At 66.4% G+C, this 22,985-nt stretch carries 17 protein-coding genes; 12 read left to right on the plus strand and 5 right to left on the minus strand.

Annotation, left to right across the window (positions count from 1 at the left end; all coding sequences use genetic code 11):
- Nucleotides 1-15: 15 nt before the first annotated feature.
- From H7A87_RS19875 to ttcA, 3 genes are all read right to left on the minus strand, one after another.
- Entirely contained in the window at nt 16-801 is a 786-nt protein-coding gene (locus H7A87_RS19875) for a SprT family zinc-dependent metalloprotease (protein ID WP_164739197.1), read from the minus strand.
- A gap of 1,096 nt (nt 802-1,897) precedes the next feature.
- Nucleotides 1,898-2,803, minus strand: a complete 906-nt coding sequence (locus tag H7A87_RS19880; RefSeq protein ID WP_007974628.1) for a recombination-associated protein RdgC — start codon at nt 2,801-2,803, stop codon at nt 1,898-1,900.
- Between the two features lie 66 nt (nt 2,804-2,869).
- Nucleotides 2,870-3,790, minus strand: coding sequence for a tRNA 2-thiocytidine(32) synthetase TtcA (ttcA, locus tag H7A87_RS19885; protein WP_119129904.1), 921 nt, complete (start codon nt 3,788-3,790; stop codon nt 2,870-2,872).
- A 477-nt stretch (nt 3,791-4,267) separates the two neighbouring features.
- On the opposite strand from ttcA, the gene xylA reads away from it, so the two are divergent.
- Nucleotides 4,268-5,605 carry a xylose isomerase gene (gene xylA, locus H7A87_RS19890; RefSeq protein ID WP_180496815.1) on the plus strand — a complete coding sequence of 446 codons (1,338 nt, stop codon included), beginning with the start codon at nt 4,268-4,270 and terminating at the stop codon, nt 5,603-5,605.
- A 69-nt stretch (nt 5,606-5,674) separates the two neighbouring features.
- Here the strand turns inward: xylA and H7A87_RS19895 are convergent, their stop codons facing one another.
- Nucleotides 5,675-6,748 (minus strand): LacI family DNA-binding transcriptional regulator, encoded by a 1,074-nt coding sequence (locus tag H7A87_RS19895; RefSeq protein WP_180497055.1) that lies wholly within the window; start codon nt 6,746-6,748, stop codon nt 5,675-5,677.
- 161 nt (nt 6,749-6,909) lie between these two features.
- Here H7A87_RS19895 and H7A87_RS19900 point away from each other — a divergent pair, with 161 nt between their 5' ends.
- The 7 genes from H7A87_RS19900 to H7A87_RS19930 all read left to right on the plus strand — a co-directional run bounded on the left by H7A87_RS19900 (nt 6,910) and on the right by H7A87_RS19930 (nt 18,299).
- A complete protein-coding gene (locus H7A87_RS19900; protein ID WP_119129907.1) occupies nt 6,910-9,120 on the plus strand; it encodes an alpha-glucuronidase family glycosyl hydrolase in 2,211 nt (736 codons plus the stop codon).
- A complete protein-coding gene (locus tag H7A87_RS19905) occupies nt 9,117-11,069 on the plus strand; it encodes a sialate O-acetylesterase (RefSeq protein WP_119129908.1) in 1,953 nt (650 codons plus the stop codon). Before H7A87_RS19900 ends, H7A87_RS19905 begins: the two co-directional genes overlap by 4 nt.
- An 11-nt stretch (nt 11,070-11,080) precedes the next feature.
- Nucleotides 11,081-12,340 carry a D-mannonate dehydratase ManD gene (gene manD / locus H7A87_RS19910; protein WP_119129909.1) on the plus strand — a complete coding sequence of 420 codons (1,260 nt, stop codon included), beginning with the start codon at nt 11,081-11,083 and terminating at the stop codon, nt 12,338-12,340.
- A 146-nt stretch (nt 12,341-12,486) separates the two neighbouring features.
- The gene (locus tag H7A87_RS19915) at nt 12,487-12,693 is read left to right on the plus strand and encodes a hypothetical protein (RefSeq protein ID WP_119129910.1); all 207 of its coding nucleotides are present in this window, start codon (nt 12,487-12,489) and stop codon (nt 12,691-12,693) included.
- Between the two features lie 2 nt (nt 12,694-12,695).
- Entirely contained in the window at nt 12,696-15,383 is a 2,688-nt protein-coding gene (locus H7A87_RS19920; protein WP_119129911.1) for a glycoside hydrolase family 3 protein, read from the plus strand.
- Nucleotides 15,384-15,532: 149 nt separating this feature from the next.
- Complete coding sequence (locus H7A87_RS19925; RefSeq protein ID WP_119129912.1) at nt 15,533-16,993, plus strand: mannitol dehydrogenase family protein; 1,461 nt, start codon at nt 15,533-15,535, stop codon at nt 16,991-16,993.
- 202 nt (nt 16,994-17,195) lie between these two features.
- A complete protein-coding gene (locus tag H7A87_RS19930) occupies nt 17,196-18,299 on the plus strand; it encodes a type I restriction endonuclease (RefSeq protein ID WP_104649851.1) in 1,104 nt (367 codons plus the stop codon).
- Between the two features lie 92 nt (nt 18,300-18,391).
- Here the strand turns inward: H7A87_RS19930 and H7A87_RS19935 are convergent, their stop codons facing one another.
- The gene (locus H7A87_RS19935; RefSeq protein WP_104649850.1) at nt 18,392-18,778 is read right to left on the minus strand and encodes a VOC family protein; all 387 of its coding nucleotides are present in this window, start codon (nt 18,776-18,778) and stop codon (nt 18,392-18,394) included.
- A 374-nt stretch (nt 18,779-19,152) separates the two neighbouring features.
- Between H7A87_RS19935 and H7A87_RS20905 the strand changes: the two genes are divergently transcribed.
- From H7A87_RS20905 to H7A87_RS19955, 4 genes are all read left to right on the plus strand, one after another.
- Nucleotides 19,153-19,542: a SymE family type I addiction module toxin gene (locus H7A87_RS20905; protein ID WP_232087891.1), complete on the plus strand. Its 390-nt coding sequence runs from the start codon at nt 19,153-19,155 to the stop codon at nt 19,540-19,542.
- Nucleotides 19,543-19,866: 324 nt separating this feature from the next.
- Entirely contained in the window at nt 19,867-20,025 is a 159-nt protein-coding gene (locus tag H7A87_RS19945; RefSeq protein ID WP_104584391.1) for a DUF2256 domain-containing protein, read from the plus strand.
- A 234-nt stretch (nt 20,026-20,259) separates the two neighbouring features.
- The gene (locus tag H7A87_RS19950; protein ID WP_119129914.1) at nt 20,260-21,264 is read left to right on the plus strand and encodes a 2-hydroxyacid dehydrogenase; all 1,005 of its coding nucleotides are present in this window, start codon (nt 20,260-20,262) and stop codon (nt 21,262-21,264) included.
- 39 nt (nt 21,265-21,303) lie between these two features.
- On the plus strand, nt 21,304-22,926 hold the full coding sequence (locus H7A87_RS19955) for a lactate permease LctP family transporter (protein WP_119129915.1): 1,623 nt from the start codon (nt 21,304-21,306) through the stop codon (nt 22,924-22,926).
- Nucleotides 22,927-22,985 lie beyond the last annotated feature (59 nt).

Here is a 22,985-nt window from a genome sequence, read left to right on the forward strand (position 1 = left end):
CCTGCACGCGACAGCTCACTCAGCCTGCAACAACCGCCGCAGCTGCGCCTTGAGCTGGCGCCCGTGTTCGTGGAAATAGCTGCGCTCGTCGCGCCAGGCGGGAAAGCGCTGCTCCACCTCGGCCCAGAACGCAGGCGAGTGATTGGCCTGCAGCAGGTGGCAGAGCTCGTGCACCAGCACGTATTCGAACGCGGACGGGCGGCCAAGCACCAGCGCCAGATCCAGCGCCATCGAGCCATCCGGTGCCAGCGAGCCCCACTGCGAGGACATCACCTTCAGCCGCACCCGCGCCGGCGCGCGCGGCAGGCCGGGCAGATAGCTCGGCAACCAGCGTCCGACATCGGCGCGCGCCTGTGCTTCGTAGAATTCCTTCAACGTGCGGCGCAGGCCTGCATCGCCTAGACGTGTAGGCACATGGAACTGCGCGCCGTCGTCGGTGACCTCGATACGTGCGTAGCGCCCGTCGTGCCAGCTCAGCGGCAACAAGGCGCCGCGTAACGGCAGCAACCCCGGCACGCCACGCGCCAGCGCCGGAAACGCATCGACCTGCTGATAACGCGACAGCTGCGTGCCCAACCAGTCCAGGTGCGCCAGCAGAAAGCGCTCGCCCGACACCAGGCTTGCGCGCAGCGGCAGGGTCAACCGCGCACCGCGTTCGTCGACGCTGAGCTTGATGCGCCGCGCACGCGGGTCGCGCACGCGCAGGACCGCGATTTCGCGCCCGTCCAGTTGCACGCGCACGCAGTCGCGTTCGACAACCTGCGGGGCGGGCGCGATCAGACGGCGGACGGGCTTGAACATGGACACAGGATAGCGCTGCGATGTGTCAGGTGGTGAGATGGCGCGATTGATACATGCGATGTGACGGCGTGTCCTGCGAGCGGTGAGGGCACCGCGCCATCGACGCTGCGCGTTGGCTGCAGGGCCCTTGCCCGCCCACCATCGTGGGACGCGCCGCAAGACAGAGCAGCTGATAGAAGGCCGTGTAGATCATCTGTAGAACCGATGATCTGCGGCGTGGCTGCGGGGCCCTTGCCCGCCCACCATCGCGGGACACGCCGTGAATCCATCCATGGAGGCTCTTACGCGGGATCCATGCCGCGTAAGGTCCCGCGACGGTGAGCGGGCAAGGACCTGTCGAGATGGTCGGTGTGCATCGTTGAAAGCAGAAGTTGAGGTGCGATGGTCGAGCCACTGTGCCTCGACCGGCTTCCCACCACTCGTCTCACCGCAGACCGAGCAGCAGACAAGCGTTTTGACGCGCAATCTGCAAACGTCGCGTCTGCCCACCGCAAGCCGAGCGCCACGCTTTCAAGAAAGCAGCCGACCCACTGTCTGGTGCGGTGTCCTCGCCGGTTGCGGGACCGTGTGGCGGCATGGATGCCGCCACCGAGCCCCCAGGGATGGGTTCACGGCGTGTCCCGCAAGCGGTGAGGACACCGCGCCCTCGACGCTGCGCGTTGGTGCAGGGCCCTTGCCTGCCCACCATCGCAGGACACGCCGCAAGTACGTCCCTGTAGGCTCTTACGCGGCATCCATGCCGCGTAAGGTCCCGCGACGGTGAGCAGGCAAGGACCTGTCGAGATGGTCGGTGCGCACGGTAAGAGCGGTGTTGGATGCGTCGTTCGCTCATGACGTATCGGCTCCATGTCTGATGGGCGCCACACGACAGACAGCTCTCACAAGAGCACCGACCAACTGTCTGGTGCGGAGTCCTTGCCGGTTGCGGGACCGTGTGGCGGCATGGATGCCGCCACCGAGTCACCAGGGATGGGTTCACGGCGTGTCCCGCAAGCAGTGAGGACACCGCGCCCGCGACGCTGCGAGCTGTTGTTTTAGACCTCGGATGATTCAAGCGGCGCATCGCCCCTTGACGCCGCCGCCGTTCGAAACCTGATTACTCCGCCTTGCTCAGCTTCAGCGCGGTTTCCAGCAGCAGGAACAGGCGCCGGATTTCGGCGCTCATCAGTGCGAAGCGCGCGTCGAGTTCGGCGCGCGCGCCGTCGTCTTCGCTGTGTTCGAGCTGGTCCAGTGCGCCATCGAGGAACTTGAGCTTGCGGATCACCAGATCGTCGCCGAGCACGAACGACAGATTGTCGTCCAGCACCAGCGCCAGCTTGGTCACCTGCTTGCCGGCTTCCAGGTGCTTGTCGATCTCGTCGCCGCGCAATTCCTGGTGCTGGCACTTGACCACCGCGCCGCCTTCGATCGGATCCTTCATCTCGCATTCTTCGCCCAGGCTCAGGCCTTCGGGCAGGGGTTCACCGGCGATCCAGCCGGTGAGGATGGCGCGCGGTGCGACTTCGGCGTTCAACGGCAGTGCCGGGAAGCTGCCGAGCGCGCCGCGGATCTCGCTCATCACGTTCTCGCCGCTCTTGCGGCTGGAGCTGTTGACCGCGATGTAGCCGTGCTGCAGGTCCAGGATGGCATCGGTACGCGAGCTTTTGACGAAGGCGCGCGGCAACAGCTCATGGATCAGGTCGTCCTTCAGGCGCTTGCGCGCCTTGCCGCCGGGGCGACGGCCTTCCTTTTCCTCGATCTCGGCAACCTTGCGCTCGAGCAGGTCGTTGACCACCGCGCCGGGCAGGATCTTGTCCTCGCCACCGACGGTGAGCCAGAGGAAATCTTCCAGACGATGCGAGAGCACCTCCTGCTCGTCGCGGCCGAACGGGGAGATGAAACCGCGCGAGCTCATTTCCAGCGGGCCGACCGGCTTGAGCTGCACCTGCGGCAGCAGCGTGTCGATCTCGGAGAAATCCAGCGTGGTCGGGAAACGGAACAGGGTGAGATTACGAAAGAACATGCGTCAGACCGAAAAGGAGGAAGAAACGTGGAGGGTGGGAAGACTGCCGCCGCCGTGGTGGCCGCGTCAGTCGCTGTCGTGTGCGCTGTCGCCGGCAGCGAGCCAGGCGCTGGAATCGGGATCAGGATCGGGCGGCGCTGCATCGCCATTGCGGCCCAGCGCCAGGAAATCGAACAGGGTGCGGTCGGCCAGTTGCTCGGGCCGCACATCGGCCAGCGCGCGGGCGATCTGCTCGACCCGCCCGGGCTGCTCGCGGTCCCATTGCTGCAGCATGCGGCCGACCTGCTGGCGCTGCAGGTTTTCCTGGCTGCCGCACAGGTTGCACGGGATGATCGGGAACTGGCGCGCTTGCGCATAGGCTGCGATGTCGGCTTCGCGCACATAGGCCAGCGGGCGGATCACCACGTGCTGGCCGTCGTCGCTGCGCAGTTTGGGCGCCATCGCCGCGAGCCGGGCGTGATGGAACAGGTTCATGAAGAACGTGGCGACGATGTCGTCGCGATGATGGCCGAGCGCGATCTTGGTCACGCCGTGCGCCTGCGCATAGGCATACAGCGCGCCGCGCCGCAGCCGCGAGCACAGCGAACACATGGTCTTGCCGGCCGGGATCACCCGGCTGACCACCGAATAGGTGTCCTGCTCAACGATGGCGAACGGCACGTCCAGGCCGCGCAGATAGGTGGGCAGGACATGGGCGGGAAAGTCGGGCTGCTTCTGGTCCAGATTGACCGCCACCAGGGTGAACGGCACCGGCGCCTTACGCTGCAGCTGCAGCAGCATGTCCAGCAAGGTGTAGCTGTCCTTGCCGCCGGACAGGCACACCATGATCTTGTCGCCGGGCGCGATCATGCCGAAGTCGGCAATCGCCTGGCCCACCTGGCGCTGCAGGCGTTTGCCCAGGCGCAGCTGCTCACGCTGCAGCCGCTGGCGCGGGTCGCGCGGCGCGGGGTCGGCCAGGGGTTGCGGCAGCGGCAGGACAGCGGTCATAAGCCGGCCATTGTAGCTGCCCGGCGCGCGGCGGGCCGGCGCCGGGCGTGCGCGGCTGAACGGGCGGTCAGACGCTTGCGGGCGGAGTGTTCGGCGTGCGTCTGGTGGTGCTGCGGCGTCAGCGGGCCCGACGCGGCTGCGGGTGCCACAGGTGGTTGGGGCAGCGCACATCTCGCAGCGCAGCAAGCCTTTCGGCGCCGGGCTGGGTAAAGTCGGGCAGACCGCTTCACTCGGGATCGGCATGGCATCTCCAGCTTCGCTCCACCGCGCGGCTTTTTTCGGTCGCAGGTGTGGTAGCGCTAACATTTGGTGCGACGTGGGTCAGGCCCTGCCCTCGTATGTGTCCCCGGCGCTGATCGAGCGTGCGCGCTGGCGCCGCGGCGGCGGTGCGCATGCACGATCGCCGCGCTGCGTGACTGGCCACTGGTCTGCAACGCCCTTCCTTCTTCCCTCGCCTCTTTGCAGGAGTTCCACCCCATGAGCAACACCGTCTACATCGGCGCCAAGGAATATTTCCCCGGTATCGGCAAGATCGGCTTCGAAGGCCGCGACTCGGACAACCCGCTGGCCTTCAAGGTCTATGACGCCAACAAGCAGATCGGCGACAAGACCATGGCCGAGCATCTGCGCTTTGCCGTGGCCTACTGGCACAGCTTCTGCGGCAATGGCGCCGATCCGTTCGGCCCGGGCACGCGCGCGTATCCGTGGGATATCGGCAACACCGCATTGGACCGTGCCGAAGCCAAGGCCGATGCCGCGTTCGAATTCTTCACCAAGCTCGGCGTGCCGTATTACTGCTTCCACGACATCGACCTGTCGCCCGATGCCGACGACATCGGTGAGTACGAGCGCAACCTCAAACACATGGTCGGCATCGCCAAGCAGCGCCAGGCCGACACCGGCGTCAAGCTGTTGTGGGGCACCGCCAACCTGTTCTCGCACCCGCGCTACATGAACGGCGCATCGACCAACCCGGACTTCAATGTGGTGGCGCGTGCGGCGGTGCAGGTCAAGGCCGCGATCGATGCCACCGTCGAGCTGGGTGGCGAAAACTACGTGTTCTGGGGTGGCCGCGAGGGCTATGCCTGCCTGCACAACACCCAGATGAAGCGCGAGCAGGACAACATGGCGCGCTTTTTGACCCTGGCACGCGACTACGGCCGTGCGATCGGCTTCCAAGGCAACTTCCTGATCGAGCCCAAGCCGATGGAGCCGATGAAGCACCAGTACGACTTCGACAGCGCCACGGTGATCGGCTTCCTGCGCCAGCACGGCCTGGACCAGGACTTCAAGCTCAATATCGAAGCCAACCACGCCACGCTGTCGGGCCACAGCTTCGAGCACGACCTGCAGGTGGCAGCCGACGCCGGCCTGCTCGGCAGCATCGATGCCAACCGCGGCAACCCGCAGAACGGCTGGGATACCGACCAGTTCCCGACCGACCTGTACGACACCGTCGGCGCGATGCTGGTGGTGCTGCGCCAGGGCGGGCTGGCACCGGGCGGGCTGAACTTCGATGCCAAGGTGCGCCGCGAGTCGTCCGATCCGCAGGACCTGTTCCTGGCACACATCGGCGGCATGGACGCGTTCGCAAGCGGGCTGGAAGTGGCCAATGCGCTGCTGACGTCCTCGCCGCTGGAGCAGTGGCGCGCCGAGCGCTACGCCAGCTTCGACAGCGGCGCGGGTGCGGAGTTTGCCAACGGCAGCAGCACGCTGGTGGATCTGGCCCAGTACGCGGCCGGTAACGCGCCCAAGCAACTCAGCAGCCGCCAGGAAGCCTACGAGAACCTGATCAACCAGTATCTGACGCGTTGATGCCGTGCCGGTGACCGCCTGCACGCGCAGGCGATCACCGGCGGCCTGCGCGCAGACCCGCGTACAGCGTCAGGGCTGTTCCGCTGCATCCGGCGCCGCCGGTGCGGCCACCGAATCCCGCTTGACCAGCAGGTGCGCGACCACATGATCGACCATCTTCGCCGTGCGCTCCTTGGCGCGTATCGTCTTCAACAGGATGTCCAGCGCGGCGTCGGCCATGGCGGCGATGGGCTGCTGCACGGTGGTGAGTTCGGGCCAGACCGCGGTGGCGGCGGAGGTGTCGTCGAAGCCGACCACCGACAGATTGCGTGGCACATCCAGCCCGCGCCGATGCGCGACCGAGATTGCAGCGGCGGCCATATCGTCGTTGCTGGCGAAGATGGCGCTGGGGCGACGCTTGCGCGCCAGCAGCTTTTCGGCGGCGACCAGGCCGGATTTGTAGGTGTAGTCGCCCGGCTGCACCAGATGCCGATCCAGCCGCAGGCCGGCATCGGCCAGCGCCGCCTGAAAGCCTTCAAAGCGACGCGTGCTGGCCGACAGGTTGGGGTGCCCGGCGATGTAGCCGATACGCGTGTGGCCCTGGGCGATCAGATGCTCGGTGATTTCCTTGGCGGCGGCGAATTCGTCGATGCGCACGCAGGCCACATCCGGGCTGAAATGGTTGGAGGCGATCGCCACCACCGGCACCTTGGCGCGGACCAGTTCCAAGACCGCGGCCTTGGATTCGCACAGCGGTGGCGGCAGGATCACCCCGGCCACGCCCTTGGCGAGCTTGCGCGCGGCACGGCGTTCGGCGTCTGCATCCAGGTCGTCCCAGCAATCGATCACCAGCTGGATCGGCGTGCGCGAGGCAACCCGCAACACGCCCAGCAGCAGCTCACGCAGGTAGGCGCCGCTGGGGTCGCTGTAGATCAACGCAATGCGCGTGCTCTGCGCGGCGGCCAGGGCGCTGGCTGCCAGGTTGGGCGTGTAGCCCAGCTTGTCGACTGCGCGCAGCACACGTGCGCGGGTGGCATCGCGCACGCTGCCGTTGTTGTTGACCACGCGCGAGACCGTCATCGGCGAGACCTTCGCCAGCGCCGCCACCTCGTCGATAGTGGTCGCGCGGCTGGTGCGGCGGACCGATTTCCTGACCTTCTCCAAGCGTGGCCTCTTCAAGTGGGTGGCGAACCTGCACGATGCACACAAACCGCTGCGATAACGCAAGCGCTCACTGCGTGCACGACGATGCGACGCATGGTACCGGGAAGCAGGCAGAGCGGCGATACGCCGCCGTGTACGTGGATGTCGATGGAGCATGCCGCATGAGCGCACGTGCAATGCGGCGCTGCGTCGCGTACTGCGGTGCGTTGGCGCATCCGTGGTTGCTGGCGGTGACACTGCTGGGTGGCTTGGTGCTGGCCAGTGCCGGTGCGCGCGCCGAAGATGGCTACGACTTGTGGTTGCGCTACCACCCGCTGGCCAACGCGGCGCAATTACGCGGCAATGCGAGCGAATTGATCGTCGCCGGCGACTCGCCCACGTTGCAGGCCGCACGCGATGAATTGCAGCGTGGGCTGTCGGGCCTGCTTGGTGCTACGCCGCCGTCGTCCGCCGCGGTCACGCGCGATGGTGCGATCGTGCTGGGTGCGGCCGCTGCGCCGCAGATCGCGGCATTGCACCTGCAGACCACCGGCCTGGGCCGCGACGGCTATCTGATCCGCAGTGTCCGCGTGGACGGGCATCGCGCCACCGCCATCGTCGGCGGCAGCGATGTCGGTGCGCTGTATGGGGCATTCCACCTGCTGCGCCTGCTGCAGACCGGTCAATCGCTGGCCGCGCTGGACCTGCGCGAGTCGCCGCGGCTGCAGCTGCGCCTGCTCAATCACTGGGACAACCTGGACGGGGTGGTCGAGCGCGGCTATGCCGGTGCGTCCCTGTGGAACTGGCAGACCCTGCCCGGGTATCTGGATCCGCGCTACACCGACTATGCGCGCGCCAATGCATCGCTGGGCATCAACGGCAGCGTGCTCAACAACGTCAATGCCAAGGCCTGGAGCCTGACGCCGCAGTACCTGGACAAGGCGGCGGCACTGGCCAGCGTGTTTCGCCCTTACGGCATTCGCGTGTTTCTCAGCGCGCGCTTCAGTGCGCCGATCGAGATCGGTGGCCTGACGACCGCCGACCCACTGGATCCGCAGGTACAGCGGTGGTGGCGCGACACCGCCGACGCCATCTACGCGCGCATTCCGGATTTTGGCGGTTTTCTGGTCAAGGCCAATTCCGAAGGCCAGCCCGGCCCGCAGGACTACGGGCGCAGCCATGCCGATGGCGCCAATCTGCTGGCCGATGCGCTGGCACCGCATGGCGGGGTGGTGATGTGGCGCGCGTTCGTCTATTCGCACGAGCAACCGGACGATCGCGCCAAGCAGGCCTACAGTGAGTTCCTGCCGCTGGATGGCCGGTTCCGCGACAACGTGATCGTGCAGGTCAAAAATGGTGCCATCGACTTCCAGCCGCGCGAGCCATTCCATCCGCTGTTCGGCGCGATGCGCAAGACGCCGTTGATGCCGGAATTCCAGATCACCAAGGAGTATCTGGGCTTTTCCACCCACCTGGCCTACCTGGGCACGCTGTTTGCCGAAACCCTGCAGGCCGACACCTACGCGCGCGGCAAGGGCTCGACGGTTGCCAGAACCGTGGACGGCACGCTCTTCAACGATGCGAAACGCACGCGGCTGACCGGTATCGCCGGGGTGGCCAACATCGGGGCGGACCGCAACTGGAGTGGCTCGATCTTCGACCAGGCCAACTGGTACGCCTACGGGCGGCTGGCGTGGAATCCGCAGGCGTCGCCGCAGGCCATCGCGCAGGACTGGGTGCGCATGACCTTCTCCAACGATGCTGACGTGGTGACGCCCGTGGTCGACATGCTGCTGCGCTCGCGCGAGGCGGTGGTGGACTACATGACCCCACTGGGCCTGCATCACCTGATGGGGCGCGGGCATCATTACGGCCCGGCGCCGTGGGATGCCGGCAGCGAGCGCCCGGACTGGGACCCGGTCTACTACCACCGCGCCGACCGTCACGGCATCGGCTTCGATCGCAGTGCCGGCGGCAGCGATGCGGTGGCGCAATACGCCAGGCCGGTGGCGCGCGTGTTCGGCGATGTGCAGCGCGTGCCGGAGCGTTACCTGCTGTGGTTCCACCATGTGCCCTGGGAGCACCGCATGGCCTCCGGGCGGCCGCTGTGGGACGAGCTGGTGTGGCACTACGACCACGGCGTTGACGAGGTGCGTGCGATGCGCGCGACCTGGCAGGGCCTGGCCGGCAGGATCGATGCACCGCGTTACCAGCAGGTGGCAAGTTTCCTGGCGATCCAGCAGGACGAAGCGCAGTGGTGGCGCGATGCCAGCATCGCCTACTTCCAGAGCGTGTCCGGGCTGCCGTTGCCTGCCGGCACGGCGCCGCCGGCGCATCCGCTGGCGTATTACCAAGCATTGAAATTTCCGTATGCGCCGGGGAATCCGAAATGAGCGTGCGTACGCTGCTGGCCGTCATGGCAGCGCTGCTGCCGCCCCTGGCGCAGGCGGCCGATGCGCCGCTGCTGCATGCGCTGTTTCAGGAGCATGTGGTGCTGCAGCGCGATGCGCCGATCCGGGTGTGGGGCGATGCGGCCCCGGGCGCGCGCGTGCGCGTGCAACTGGATGCGCAGCAGGTGCAGGCGCGCGCAGACCGGCAGGGCCATTGGGAAGCGCGCCTGCCTGCGCACGCCGCCGGCGGCCCGTACACCTTGAGCGCACGCACCGGCACGGGCGTGACGCAGCAGGTCAACGACGTGCTGATCGGCGATGTGTGGCTGTGCTCGGGCCAATCGAATATGGAATTGCCGGTGCATCGCACGCTGGACTCACGCAGCGAGATCGCCGATGCCGACAACCCGCGCATCCGCATGTTCAAGGTGCCGGCGCAGTCCAGCCCGACACCGCAGCGTGGCTTCGGTGGTGCTGCCGCGTGGCAGCGCACCACGCCGGAGACGGTGAAGGAGTTTTCTGCCGCCTGCTATTACTTCGCACGTGAGTTGCAGAAGACCGTCGATGTGCCGATGGGCCTGATCAACGCCTCCTGGGGCGGCTCGCAACTGCAGGCCTGGATCGGCGAGACAGCCTTGCGCGCCGCCGGCGACGATGGCCCGGCACTGGATGTGCTGGCGCGATACGCCGTCGACCCGGTGGATGCGGCGCCGCGTTGGGCCGCGCTCTGGGAAGCCTGGTGGCAGGCGCACGGCCAGGGCGAGCCCTGGCAACCGGACGCGCCCGGCGCCTGGCAAACCGCACCGGCGGCATTGGGCGCGTGGGACGACTGGGGCGTGCCGCAGCTGGTCGGCTTCAACGGCATGGTCTGGTACCGCACCAGCGTGGAGCTGACGCAGGCGCAGGCCGCGCAGGACGCCAGCCTGCTGCTCGGGCCGGTGGACGAGCTGGACCAGACCTGGGTCAACGGGCGCGGCGTGGGCAGCAGCTACGGCGCCGATCAGCCGCGTCGCTACCGCTTGCCGCGCGGGCGCCTGCACGCCGGGCGCAACAGCATCGTGCTCAATGTGCTCAACACCTATCGGCGTGGCGGGTTGCTGGGCGATGCGCAATCGCGTGCGCTGCAGTTCGCCGATGGCAGCACGCTGCCGCTGGATGCACCCTGGCAGTACCGCATCGTGCCGCCGCAACTGGGCTCGCCACCGCGCGCGCCATGGTCGTCGGCGGCCGGGCTGACCACCTTGTACAACGGCATGATCGCCCCGCTCGGCCAGCTCGGCCTGCGTGGCGTGCTTTGGTACCAGGGCGAATCCAACGCCGGCGATGCCGCGCATTACCCGGCCTTGCTCACCGCATGGCAGCGCGACTGGCGGCAGCGCTTCGGTGCTCAATTGCCGCTGCTGATCGTGCAGCTGGCCAACTATGGCGCGCCGCCCACCCAGCCGGTGGAAAGCGGCTGGGCGCAGCTGCGCGAGGCACAACGCCGCTTCGTCGCCGACGATGCGCACGCGGGCCTGGCGGTGACGATCGACATCGGCGACCGCTACGACATCCATCCGGCCAACAAGCAGGAACTGGGCCGGCGCCTGGCGCGTGCGGCGCGGCAGGTGGTGTATGGGCAGGCGCTTGCGCCCTCCGGCCCGGTACCGCGCAGCGCGCAACGCGCAGGCGACGGCGTGCGCATCGCCTTCGATGCCGTGGACACCACGTTGCTGAGTTATGGCAACGATGCACCGATCGGTTTCGAGGTCTGTGCCGCCGCCCCCGGCACCTGTCGTTATGCCGTCGCCACCGTGCACGACCACGCCATCGCTCTGCGCATTCCTCCCGGCCTGGACCCCACGCGCGTGCGCTACTGCTGGGCCGACAGCCCGGTTTGCACGCTGTACGACCGCAGCGGCCTGCCGGCCGGCCCGTTCGAACTTCCCATCACTGCCGCCACTTCTCCCTGAGCGAGACCACGATGTCACAGACTCCCGACTCCCCTGCTCCGCTGCATGGCTCGGCCCGCGATCGCGAGATCGTCGAGGCGCGCGTCATCGTCACCTGCCCCGGGCGCAACTTCGTCACCTTGAAGATCCGCACCCGCTCGGGCATCACCGGGCTGGGCGATGCCACGCTCAACGGCCGTGAGCTGGCGGTGGCAGCGTACCTGCAGGAACACCTGGTGCCGAACCTGATCGGCCGCGATGCCGGCCGCATCGAGGACATCTGGCAGTTCTTCTATCGGGGCGCGTACTGGCGGCGCGGCCCGGTGACGATGAGCGCCATCGCCGCGGTGGACGTGGCGCTGTGGGACATCCTGGGCAAGATGGCCGGCCTGCCGTTGTATCAGCTGCTGGGCGGGCGCTCGCGCGAGGGCGCGCTGGTGTACGGCCATGCCAATGGCCGCGACATCGCCGAAACCAGCGATGAGGTGGGCCGCTTTCGCGAGCGGGGTTTCATCGCGATCCGCGCGCAGTGCGGCGTGCCCGGCATCAAGAAGACCTATGGCATTTCCAGCGGCGGCAAGCCGTACGAACCGGCCGAAAGCGAACTGCCCACCGAAACCGTGTGGTCCACGCCGCGCTATCTGGGTGTGGTGCCGAAGTTGTTCGAGCAGCTGCGCGCCGACCACGGCGATGAGATCGAGTTGCTGCACGATGCGCATCACCGGCTCACACCGATCGAAGCCGCGCGCCTGGGCCGCGACCTGGAGCCGTACCGGTTGTTCTGGCTGGAAGATGCCACGCCGGCGGAAAACCAGCGCGCGTTCGAGATCATTCGCCAGCACACGGTGACGCCGCTGGCGGTGGGCGAGGTGTTCAACTCGCTCTGGGATTGCAAGCACCTGATCGAGCAGCAGTTGATCGACTACATCCGCACCACCATCGTCCACGCCGGCGGCATTACCCACGTGCGCCGGCTGGCCGACTTCGCCGCGCTGCATCAGGTGCGCACCGGCTTCCACGGCGCCACCGATCTGTCGCCGGTGTGCATGGGCGCGGCCCTGCACTTCGACACCTGGGTGCCCAACTTCGGCATCCAGGAATACATGTTCCATTCCGACGAGGCCAATGCGGTGTTCCCGCACGATTACGTCTTCCGCGATGGCCGCCTGCATTGCGGCGAAACACCCGGGCATGGCGTGGACATCGACGAAGCCCTGGCCGCTAAGTACCCTTACGTGCCCAAGCAGTTGCCGGTGGCGCGGCTGGAAGACGGCGCGATGTGGGACTGGTGATGCGGGCCGTCATGGGCGCCTGTGCGACGCGCGCAGACGCGGCAGATGCAGGCGCTGTGCAGCGGCCAGGCGAGCCTGGCGGCTGTGCGAAACCCGCATCTGCCAGGCCGACACTGCGGCTTCTGCGCGCCGCCCGCACTTATCTGATGCTGACGCGCGACGCGTTGTTGGTTGCTGTCATCGCCATCCCCGCGCCCGCGACGGCACAAGCGCAGGCCGCTGTCGCCTTCGACTGGCTCCACTCTCGCAACGACGATGCAGGCATGCTCAGCACCGCACAGGCCGGCGGTTTCGTCGGCAGCATGATCGGGCCGTTTGCCCAGCTGGAACCGCACCGCACCCAGGAGGACTGACCATGCATTCCCACCCCGCCCACCTCGCCACCGCCCCACATCGCGCACTCGCACGCGGCTTACTGCTGGCGATGGCGCTTGCCGCCACCGGCGCGCAGGCCGCAACGCCGCCGCCATACCTGGACACCCAGCGCCCGTTCGATGTACGCGCGGCCGACTTGGTGGCGCGCATGACGCTGGAGGAAAAGGCCGCGCAGATGCAGAACGCCACCCCGGCGATCCCGCGCCTGCAGGTGCCCGAATACGATTGGTGGAACGAGGCGCTGCACGGCGTGGCGCGTGCCGGCGGCGCCACCGTGTTTCCGCAGGCGATCGGCCTGGCTGCTACGTTCGACACACCGTTGATGGCCGAGGTGGCCACCGCCATCGGCGACGAGGCACGCGCCAAGCACCACGCGTTCCTGGCACGCGGCGAGCACAAGCGCTACCAGGGGCTCACCTTCTGGTCACCCAACATCAACATCTTCCGCGACCCGCGCTGGGGCCGTGGTCAGGAAACCTACGGCGAAGACCCGTTTTTGACCGCGCGCATGGGCGTGACCTTCGTGCAGGGCCTGCAGGCGCAGCAGGGGCCGTACCGCAAGCTCGATGCCACTGCCAAGCACTTCGCGGTGCACAGCGGCCCGGAGGCGGACCGCCATCACTTCGACGTGCATCCCAGCGAACGCGATCTGTATGAGACCTACCTGCCCGCCTTCCAGGCCCTGGTGCAGGAAGGCAAGGTCGCCGCGGTGATGGGCGCCTACAACCGCGTCAACGGCGAATCCGCCTCGGCCAGCACGCGGCTGGAAGGCATCCTGCGCCGCGACTGGGGCTTCGATGGCTACATCGTCAGCGACTGCGCCGCCATCCGCGACATCTGGCAGAACCACAAGATCGTGCCCACGCCCGAGGCCGCCGCCGCGCTCGGCGTCAAGCACGGCACCGACCTGGATTGTGGCGACACCTATGCTGCGTTGCCGGCGGCGGTGCGTGCGGGCCTGATCGACGAAGCCAGCATCGACACCGCGCTCAAGCGGCTGATGACCACGCGCATGCGGCTGGGCATGTTCGACCCGCCGGCCAAGGTGCCGTGGGCGCAGATTCCGCCCTCGGCCAATCAATCGCCGCAGCACGATGCACTGGCGCGCCGCACCGCGCGCGAATCGCTGGTACTGCTGAAGAACGATGGCCTGCTGCCGCTCAAACCCACGCTCAAGCGCATCGCCGTGATCGGCCCTACCGCCGACGACCCGATGTCGCTGCTGGGCAACTACTACGGCACGCCTGCCGCGCCGGTCACCATCCTGCAGGGCATCCGCGAGGCCGCGCCGCAGGCGCAGGTGGTCTACGCACGCGGCAGCGACCTGGTGGAAGGACGCGAAGACCCCAACGCCGCCGCACCGATCGACACGCGCTACCTGCGCCCGTCGCCGGATGCCAAACAGAACGGCCTCACCGGCGAGTACTTCCGTGGACGTGCGTTGGCCGGCCAGCCGGTGCTGACCCGCATCGACCCGCGCATCGCCTTCCGCTGGGACCGCAACGCACCCACCGATGATGCAGTGGGCCGCGGTGAACTGCAGGCCGAGCGTGCGCTGGCCAAGGACGACTTCAGCGTCCGTTGGCATGGCCAGCTGCTGCCGCCGGTGTCGGGCAGCTACGAGCTGCAGATTGCCGCCGACGATGGCGTGCGCCTGTATCTGGACGGCAAGCTGCTGATCGATCAATGGAGCGATGCGCCGCGCATGCGCGGCGGTAACGCCAGCGTGGCGCTGGAAGGCGGCAAGGCCTACGACCTGCGTGTGGAGTATTACGAGGCCACCCGCGATGCCGGCGTGCGCCTGGCCTGGCGCATGCCCGGCGCCAAACCGCCGCTGCAGGAGGCGGTGGACGCCGCACGCAATGCCGAGGTGGTGGTGTTCGTGGGCGGGCTCACCGGCGATGTCGAAGGCGAGGAGATGGACGTCAACTATCCCGGCTTTGCCGGCGGCGACCGCACCGACACCCGCCTGCCCAAACCGCAGCGCGAGTTGCTGCAGGCGCTGCAGGCCACCGGCACGCCGGTGGTCGCGGTGCTGACCACCGGCTCGGCACTGGCCATCGACTGGGCGCAGCAGCATGTGCCCGCCATCCTGCTGGCCTGGTACCCCGGCCAGCGCGGCGGCAGCGCGGTGGGCGATGTGCTGTTCGGCCAGGCCAGCCCCGGCGGCCGTTTGCCGATCACCTTCTACCGCGAAGACGAGCGCCTGCCCGCCTTTGACGACTACGCCATGCGCGGGCGCACCTATCGCTACTTTGCCGGCAAGCCGCTGTACCCGTTCGGCCATGGCCTGTCGTACACACAGTTCGCCTATTCCGATCTGCGCCTCGATCGCACCACCTTGGCGGCCGACGGCATGCTCACGGCCACGGTCACGCTGAAGAACACCGGCCAACGCGCCGGCGATGAAGTGGTGCAGCTGTATCTGCATCCGCTCACGCCGCAACGCGAACGCGCCGGCAAGGAGCTACGCGGCTTTCAACGCATCACCCTGCAGCCGGGCGAACAACGCCAGCTGCGCTTCACCATCAAGGCACAAGACGCGCTGCGCATCTACGACGAGCAGCGCGAGGCCTACGCGGTGGACCCAGGCGCCTACGAGGTGCAGATCGGCGCCTCCAGCGCAGACATCCGCAGCAGGCAACGCTTCACCGTCACCGACAAGTAGCGCCTTGCAAAGTCCCTCGCTCTGCGGACGTGGGCAAAGAAACCCTCCGGCCGCGATTGCCCCAAGCCCCTCTCCCCTCGGCAGAGGGGTTGGGGTGAGGGTACGGCGCAGGCGACTCCACCACACATCCCTAATACGCAGACACCACGATGCAAGCCCCACGTCTTTCGCTCGGTACCCTCGCCACACTGGCGCCAGTGGTTTCAACGCCCGCTTACGATCCAGCAACCACCACCATCGGCATCGTCCACCTAGGCGCAGGCGCCTTCCATCGCGCCCACCAGGCCGTCTACATCGATGACCTGCTCGCAGACGATCCCAGCTGGGCCATCTGCGCCGTCTCCCTGCACAGCCCAGGCGTGCGCGACGTGCTGCGCCCACAGGACGGCCTGTACACCCTCGCCCTGCTCGCCGAGCACCCGCAACTGCGCATCATCGGCGCCATCCGCGAGGTGCTATGCGCCGCCGACGAACAGGCCGCCGTGCTCGCGCGCCTGGCCGATCCCGCCGTGCGGCTGGTCACCCTCACCATCACGGAAAAAGGCTACTGCCTGGCTGGCGACACGCTCGACCTCACTCATCCGGACATCGCGCACGACATCGCCCACCCCGGCACACCGCGCAGCGCCATCGGCTATCTCGTCGCCGGTCTGCACCAGCGCAGGCAGCAAGGTATTGCGCCGTTCACCGTGCTCAGCTGCGACAACCTGCCCGACAACGGCAGCCTGCTGCGCCGCGCGGTGCTGCGGCTCGCCCAGCAACACGATCCAGCGCTTGCGGCGTGGATCGACCAGCACGCAACGTTCCCACGGTCGATGGTCGACAGCATCACCCCCGCCACCGACGACGCACTGCGCGCGCAAGTACAAGCGCAGACCGGCCTGCACGACGCCTGGCCGATCCAGCGCGAGCGCTACAGCCAGTGGGTGATCGAAGACCGCTTCTGCAACGGCCGCCCCGCCTTCGAGCGTGCCGGCGTGATCCTCAGCGACGACATCGCCGGCTATGCACGCGCCAAGCTGCGCCTGCTCAACGGCCCGCACTCCGCACTCGCCTATCTCGGCAGCCTGCTCGAATTGGAAACCGTCGCCGACGCCATGCGCCACCGGCCACTGGCCGCCTTCGTCGAAGCCCTGATGCGCGAAGACATCGCCCCCACCCTGCAGCCCATGCCAGGCTTCGATGCGCAGCAGTACATCGACGCCATCCTGGCCCGCTTCCGCAACCCCGCCATCCGCCACCTGCTCGCCCAGATCGCCTGGGACGGCTCGCAGAAGATCCCGGTACGCCTGCTCGGCGTCATCGGCGACGCGCTGGCTGCCGGGAGGCGGATCGACCGGCTCTGCATTCCGGTAGCGGCCTGGCTGCGGTTCGTGTGCAGGCAGGCTGGTCATGGAGCGGCCCTGGTCGATCCGCTGGGCGAAGAGCTAAGCGACATCGGCCGCTCGACCACCGGCGATGCCGCCCATGACATCGCGGCATTCCTCACCGTGGATGCGGTATTCGCGTCGCTTTCCGGCGATGCGCGTTTCGTGAAGGCCCTAGAACATTCATACGCAGCGCTGTCTCCCGGCAGTCCGGCACACGTGCAAAATGCCTTAATGGAATAGGGCTGAAATTCCTCATTTCAGAAGCCAATCCGGCCCGGGGAATAAGTTTTTTGGCAGGCCTGACTTTGTCCTGCGCATGACGTTGCTACTCCAGCTCGATAAAACGAGCTGATCCATAAGCCGGACAAAATTCGCTGTAACTGCGTCACCCGTCGCCTTTGCTGTGGTAGAAATTGCCAAATTGGGGAAAGGAGCAACGTGGATGGATTTCATTGATCAACTGCGCGTACTTGCGACGCGCATTAGTACAACGCGGGCACTGATTCAGACGGAGGAAGCCACCAAGAATGCGATGGTGATGCCGCTAATCCAGATTCTGGGATACAACGTCTTCGATCCACTCGAAGTCACGCCAGAAATTGTGGCCGATGTAGGAACCAAGAAAGGCGAGAAGGTCGATTACGCGATACTTCGCGATGGCAAACCGATCATTCTTTTCGAATGCAAGAAGGCAGGCGCTGAGCTGAGCATCAACCATGCCAGTCAACTTTTTCGCTACTTCCACGTCACTGCTGCCCGCTTCGGAGTTCTCACCAACGGCTTGGTCTATCGGTTCTTTACCGATCTTGAGCAACCCAACAAGATGGATGAGAAACCGTTCTTCGAGTTCAACGTCTTGGACTTCAAGGAACGCGACGTCGAAGAATTGAAGAAGTTTGCCAAGACGGCGTTCGATCTGGATACGATCCTGACGACTGCCAATGAGTTGAAGTATACGCGCGCCATCCAAACCAAACTGACGGAGTGGATGCATCAACCGACCGAAGAGTTCGTCAAACTGGTTTCAGCAGACCTTGTCGGAGCTCGGCGCTTTACGCCGGCGATCCGCGATCAGTTCACATCGATCACGCGTCGCGCCTTCGATCAGCTGGTTAGCGAGCGGATCAATGAACGGCTTAAAGGCGCCATGGCTCCTGAGGCAATCTCCATCAGCGATCACGCTGGGAGTGTCATTGCAGAGCAACCGGCCGTCGCGACACCGCCATTGCTGGCTGACCCTTTGATCGTCACCACTCCGGAAGAAATCGAAGGGTTCCACATCGTTCGGGCCATTGTGCGCGAAGTGATTCCTGGCAAGCGAGTCTTCATGCGGGATGCCCAAAGCTACTGCGCAGTGCTACTCGACGACAACAACAGAAAACCGATCTGCAGGCTGCGCTTCAACAATCTTCAACGGCTTCGACTTGGTGTCTTCAATCAGGAAAAGGAAGAAGAACAACTCGACCTCGGCTCGATCGACGACATCTACAGCTTTGCAGACAAGATCAAGGCCACTGTCGCATCCTACCTGCCTCAGGAAGCTTGATCAGAGGTTCGTGGAGGCTGGTTGATGCAGCCAATCAACCAGCTTCACTCCTGCTTACCCGAGTTAATCAGGCGGGCCGGTGGACGGAAGGTTCAGCCTCCGATCACCTGCCCGATCCTGAGCAGGTTGCCGTTCTCGTCGACAAGCGCAAATTCCCGCATTCCCCAGGGCTTGTCGCCGACAGGATCGAGCCGGGGGATGCCGTGCAGCGGAAGCTCCGCCGCACGCATGGCGGCGTAGACCGCATCGACATCGCCAACCCGGATGTAGCACCCCGCATAGCAGGCAGCAGGATCCAGGTCCGGGTGCGCGAAGAAATGCAGTTCCACCTCGCCACGGGTCAGGATCGCGTAGCCTGCATCGTGCGGATGCGCATCGCCGACAAAGCCCAGCCGCCGGTAGAAGGCAACCGTGCGCTCGATGGAGCGAGCCGGTAGCAGCGGAATCGTACGGTCTGGCACCTGGGCACTGGAAGTCATCGCTTTCTCGTAGTGGGAGAACGAAGTCGCCGTTGGACGCAACGATACGCCATATCCGACAGATCGGTTGAGCGCCGTGCCGTCCTGTCTTGACTCGCTTCATTGGCGAGTAGCAAGATCTCGTTGCTGCGGCACATTCCGCAGCCGGGTTTAGCAGCCTGTAATCACAAGGCGCACCAGCGCCCATTGCACGATGTCGGCGCTTTTCTTTTGCCCGACGTGTCGCGTGGGCAGGCGTGCTCGCTTTACGGCGGGCGGTGCGCGGAGACCGCAAGGTCTGCCGGTTCCTTGTGACCGGTCTGCTAACCGCGCATCGTTCGCCACCCTTGTTTAGCAGCGAGGTGGCGGACTTCCTATCGCACAAGGAGTTCGATATGACCCACCCCAAAGCGACTGCCCATGCACGCCCTGCATCGCCGGCCAAGCGCTCTGTTGTCGCACGTACCGGATCAAGGCAGAGCTCGGTGTCCGCCGTGACCGACATGGAGTCGGCGGCAGATCCATCGCCAGCGCCCACCCCACCGTTGCGCAAGCCCGGCTTCCGTATTCCCGAGCGGGTCACCATGAGCTGCCAGCACTACGATGTGCGGCGGGCCGAGGATGTCGTCGGCTGCGCGGTGCCCAAGCTGCGGCTGTCCGGACGTTGGCTGGAACACTGCGGTTTCGCGGTTGGCGATGCGCTGCAGGTCACGGTGGGACGCGGCGTGCTGTTGATCAGCCGCGTGGCACCCGCGCTGGCTGCGGTGAAGCCACGCCTAAAGTGACCCGTATGGGCCGAGGGCCCTGGTGTGGCGCTTGCGGCACCTGCTCCCTTGCACGGGAGCAGGTGCGCTATTGCCCTGGTCCGGATTGGAGCAGGAAGCCTGCCCGATCCTGCTTGCGTTGGAGACAGAAGGCTGCCTGTGCCGTCTGCACGCGAGAGCAACGTGTCTGTTCCGAGACGGGGCAGCGAAGCAAGGCCGCGTTGCCCGTGGGTCGCCAGCGGCACGGAGCGTGTTGCCTGCACCGGCATCTGCAGGGCACCGCGCGACATGACATGCTTGGCCTCATCCACGCTCCACCCACCTCCGGTTAGGCTCACGCGCCGCATGGCCATGCGCAAGAAACACGAATTGCCTGAGAAACCCTGCATGCACTGCGGGCGGCCGTTTCGTTGGCGCAAGAAGTGGGAGCGCGTGTGGGACCAGGTGAAGTACTGCTCCGACCGTTGCCGTGGCGAAAGCAAGCGAACGCGTCCGCCTCCGTGACCTGCACGATGTGCGCATTACCGGTCACCACCACGCGCGCCCACCAGCGCCAGACCGTCACACACGGGCGCACTCGCGTAGTGTGGGTGCGCGCTGTGCAGTAACGAACCTCGGCACCGGTTCGATGTCCGCATCGCCACTGGAGCTGGTCGGGGTCGCAGCGATTGGCCAAACGCGGTGGAAGAGGCCCGGTCGGGTGAGCTACCGTATTCCCGCACCTATGGAGTTTTCCGCATGAAAATGGCTGTCTTCAGCACGCGCCCTTACGACAAGCGCTTTCTCGACGAAGCAAAACTGCGCCTGGGCGTGGAATGCGCAGCCGAGTTCGTTTACTTCGAGGCAACGCTGGATCTGCAGACGGCCGCACTGGCGCAGGGGTGCCAGGTGGTGTGCGTGTTCGTCAACGACCAGCTCGATGCGCCCGTGCTGCAGGCGCTACACGCCGGCGGTGTGCGCGCGGTGCTGCTGCGCTGCGCCGGTTTCAACAATGTGGACCTTGCCGCTGCCACCGCACTTGGCCTGTTCGTGGCACGCGTGCCGGCCTACTCGCCCGAAGCGGTGGCCGAGCACACCCTGGCGCTGGTCATGACGCTCAACCGGCAGACGCACCGCGCCTACAACCGCGTGCGCGAGGGCAACTTCATGCTCAACGGCCTGCTCGGCCGCACCTTGCATGGCAAGACGGTGGGCCTGGTCGGGCTGGGCAAGATCGGGCTGGCGACTGCACGTATTTTCAATGGGATGGGCTGCGAGGTGCTGGGCTTTGACCCCTATCCCACACCCGGCTTCGCTGCGATCGGGCAGCGGGTGGAACTGGAGACGCTGCTTGCACGTGCAGACATCGTCTCGCTGCACTGCCCGCTGACACCGGCCACGCAGCACCTGATCGACGATGCGGCGCTGGCGTCGATGAAGCCGGGCGCGATGCTGGTCAACACCTCGCGCGGTGGACTGGTGGATACCGATGCGGTGATCCGCGCGCTCAAGTCCCGCCAGCTCGGCCATCTGGCCATCGATGTCTACGAGCAGGAAAGCGCCTTGTTCTTTCAGGACCGCTCGGGCGAGATCATCGACGACGAGGCGTTCCAGCGCCTGATGACCTTCCCCAATGTCTTGGTCACCGGGCACCAGGGATTCTTCACCGCCGAGGCGCTGCAGGAGATCTCCGAAATCACCCTGCGCAACCTCGCTGATTTCGCTGCGGGCTCGCCGTGCGCCAATCTTGTTCCGACACCGTAAGCGTCACCTTTCCCGTTCACCACCCGCGCAGGTCCAACCATGTGGCAACAACTCTACGACCCGCTCGGTAACGCCAACCTCTCGGCCTTGCTGGCTGCGTTACCGGTGCTGTTCTTTTTGCTGGCGCTGACGCTGCTGCGGCTCAAGGGGCTGACCGCCGCGTCGCTGGCGGTGCTGGTCTCGGGGGCGGTGTCGTCGCTGGTGTTCGGCATGCCGATGGCCAGCATCGTGGGCGCCGCGCTGTTGGGCATTGCCAACGGCATCTTCCCGATCGGCTTTATCGTGCTGATGGCGGTGTGGCTGTACAAGCTGGCGATCCGCAGCGGCAAGTTCGAGGTGATCCGCGGCAGTATTGCCACGGTGTCCGAGGACCAGCGCATCCAGGTGTTGCTGATCGCGTTCTGCTTCGGCGGATTTCTGGAAGGCGCTGCGGGGTTTGGCGTGCCGATCGCCATCTGCGCGGCGTTGCTGGTGGAGCTGGGCTTCCGTCCGCTCAAGGCGGCAATGCTGTGCCTGCTGGCCAATGGCGCGGCGGGTGCCTACGGGGCGATCGGCATCCCGGTGCTGGTGGGCGCGCAGCAGGGCGGCGTGCGCCTGGACGAGATGTCGCTGATGCTGATCGCGCTGGTGCAGGTCTGCGCACTGCTGGTGCCGGCGGGGCTGGTGGCGATGCTCGATGGCTGGCGTGGCGTGCGCGAGACCTGGCCGGTGCTGCTGTTTGTCGGCGTGGTGTTCAGCGGCGTGCAAACGGTGACCTTGTCCCTGCTGGGTCCGGAACTGGTGGACATTGTCGGCCCGCTGGCCGGCATGGGCGGGCTGGCCCTGTTCATGCGGTTCTGGCGGCCCAAGCGCATCTACCGCGAAGCACAGGCGCCGCCGTGCTCCACCCAGCGCTGGACGCTTGCCCAGGTGCTGCGTGCGTGGTCGCCGTTCTACATCCTGACCGGCGCGATCCTGGTTTGGAGCCTGCCTGCGTTCAAGGCACTGTTTGCCGCAGACGGCGCGCTTGCCGCCACGGTCTTGCATCTGCCCATCGGCCTGCTCGATCAGCGCGTGCAGGAAGTGCCGCCACTGGTGGCCAGCGTGCGCACGCTGCCTGCGGTGTGGAATGTCGGTTGGCTCAACGCGTCCGGCACGGCGATCCTGATCGCCGCGGTGCTCACGGTGCTGCTGTCGCCGCGCCTGACCCTGCGCTCGGCGACCGGCGAATTGGCCCAATCGGCGAGGGAGATGTGGAGACCGCTGGCCACCGTGTCGCTGGTGATGGCGGTGGCCTATGTCACCAACTATTCCGGCGCATCGTCGAGCATCGGTCTGGCGCTGGCGCAGGCCGGTGGCGTGTTCCCGCTGCTGTCGCCGGTCATCGGCTGGATGGGGGTGTTCATCACCGGCTCGGTGGTCAACAGCAATACGCTGTTTGCGCATCTGCAGGCGGTGACGGCGGCACAGATCGGCGTGCCGGCCGCATTGCTGGTGGCGGCCAATACCGCCGGCGGCGTGATGGCCAAGCTGGTCTCGCCGCAGTCGATCGCCATTGCCGCCGCTGCGGTCAAACTGGTGGGTCAGGAGTCGGCAATCATGCGGACCACCCTGGCCGCCAGCCTGGGATTGCTGGCGTATGTCTGTCTTTGCACGTGGCTGCTGTCGATGCTGCTGCACTGATGCCGGTGGCGGCGTGCGGGCCGGACGAATATCCGCATTGCCCAGGCGTCTTCGGCCTG

The organism is Xanthomonas sp. CPBF 426 (assembly GCF_903989465.1).
GTDB classification, from domain to species: domain Bacteria; phylum Pseudomonadota; class Gammaproteobacteria; order Xanthomonadales; family Xanthomonadaceae; genus Xanthomonas; species Xanthomonas euroxanthea.

What these genes read in the sequence shown, in the direction of transcription:
- H7A87_RS19880 (WP_007974628.1), bottom strand. Translation starts at nt 2,803, where the DNA reads ATGTTCTTTCGTAATCTCACCCTGTTCCGTTTCCCGACCACGCTGGAT.
- xylA (WP_180496815.1), top strand. Translation starts at nt 4,268, where the DNA reads ATGAGCAACACCGTCTACATCGGCGCCAAGGAATATTTCCCCGGTATC.
- H7A87_RS19875 (WP_164739197.1), bottom strand. Translation starts at nt 801, where the DNA reads ATGTTCAAGCCCGTCCGCCGTCTGATCGCGCCCGCCCCGCAGGTTGTC.
- H7A87_RS19945 (WP_104584391.1), top strand. Translation starts at nt 19,867, where the DNA reads ATGGCCATGCGCAAGAAACACGAATTGCCTGAGAAACCCTGCATGCAC.
- H7A87_RS19935 (WP_104649850.1), bottom strand. Translation starts at nt 18,778, where the DNA reads ATGACTTCCAGTGCCCAGGTGCCAGACCGTACGATTCCGCTGCTACCG.
- H7A87_RS19920 (WP_119129911.1), top strand. Translation starts at nt 12,696, where the DNA reads ATGCATTCCCACCCCGCCCACCTCGCCACCGCCCCACATCGCGCACTC.
- manD (WP_119129909.1), top strand. Translation starts at nt 11,081, where the DNA reads ATGTCACAGACTCCCGACTCCCCTGCTCCGCTGCATGGCTCGGCCCGC.
- H7A87_RS19900 (WP_119129907.1), top strand. Translation starts at nt 6,910, where the DNA reads ATGAGCGCACGTGCAATGCGGCGCTGCGTCGCGTACTGCGGTGCGTTG.
- H7A87_RS19955 (WP_119129915.1), top strand. Translation starts at nt 21,304, where the DNA reads ATGTGGCAACAACTCTACGACCCGCTCGGTAACGCCAACCTCTCGGCC.
- H7A87_RS20905 (WP_232087891.1), top strand. Translation starts at nt 19,153, where the DNA reads ATGACCCACCCCAAAGCGACTGCCCATGCACGCCCTGCATCGCCGGCC.
- ttcA (WP_119129904.1), bottom strand. Translation starts at nt 3,790, where the DNA reads ATGACCGCTGTCCTGCCGCTGCCGCAACCCCTGGCCGACCCCGCGCCG.
- H7A87_RS19905 (WP_119129908.1), top strand. Translation starts at nt 9,117, where the DNA reads ATGAGCGTGCGTACGCTGCTGGCCGTCATGGCAGCGCTGCTGCCGCCC.
- H7A87_RS19915 (WP_119129910.1), top strand. Translation starts at nt 12,487, where the DNA reads ATGCTGACGCGCGACGCGTTGTTGGTTGCTGTCATCGCCATCCCCGCG.
- H7A87_RS19930 (WP_104649851.1), top strand. Translation starts at nt 17,196, where the DNA reads ATGGATTTCATTGATCAACTGCGCGTACTTGCGACGCGCATTAGTACA.
- H7A87_RS19950 (WP_119129914.1), top strand. Translation starts at nt 20,260, where the DNA reads ATGAAAATGGCTGTCTTCAGCACGCGCCCTTACGACAAGCGCTTTCTC.
- H7A87_RS19925 (WP_119129912.1), top strand. Translation starts at nt 15,533, where the DNA reads ATGCAAGCCCCACGTCTTTCGCTCGGTACCCTCGCCACACTGGCGCCA.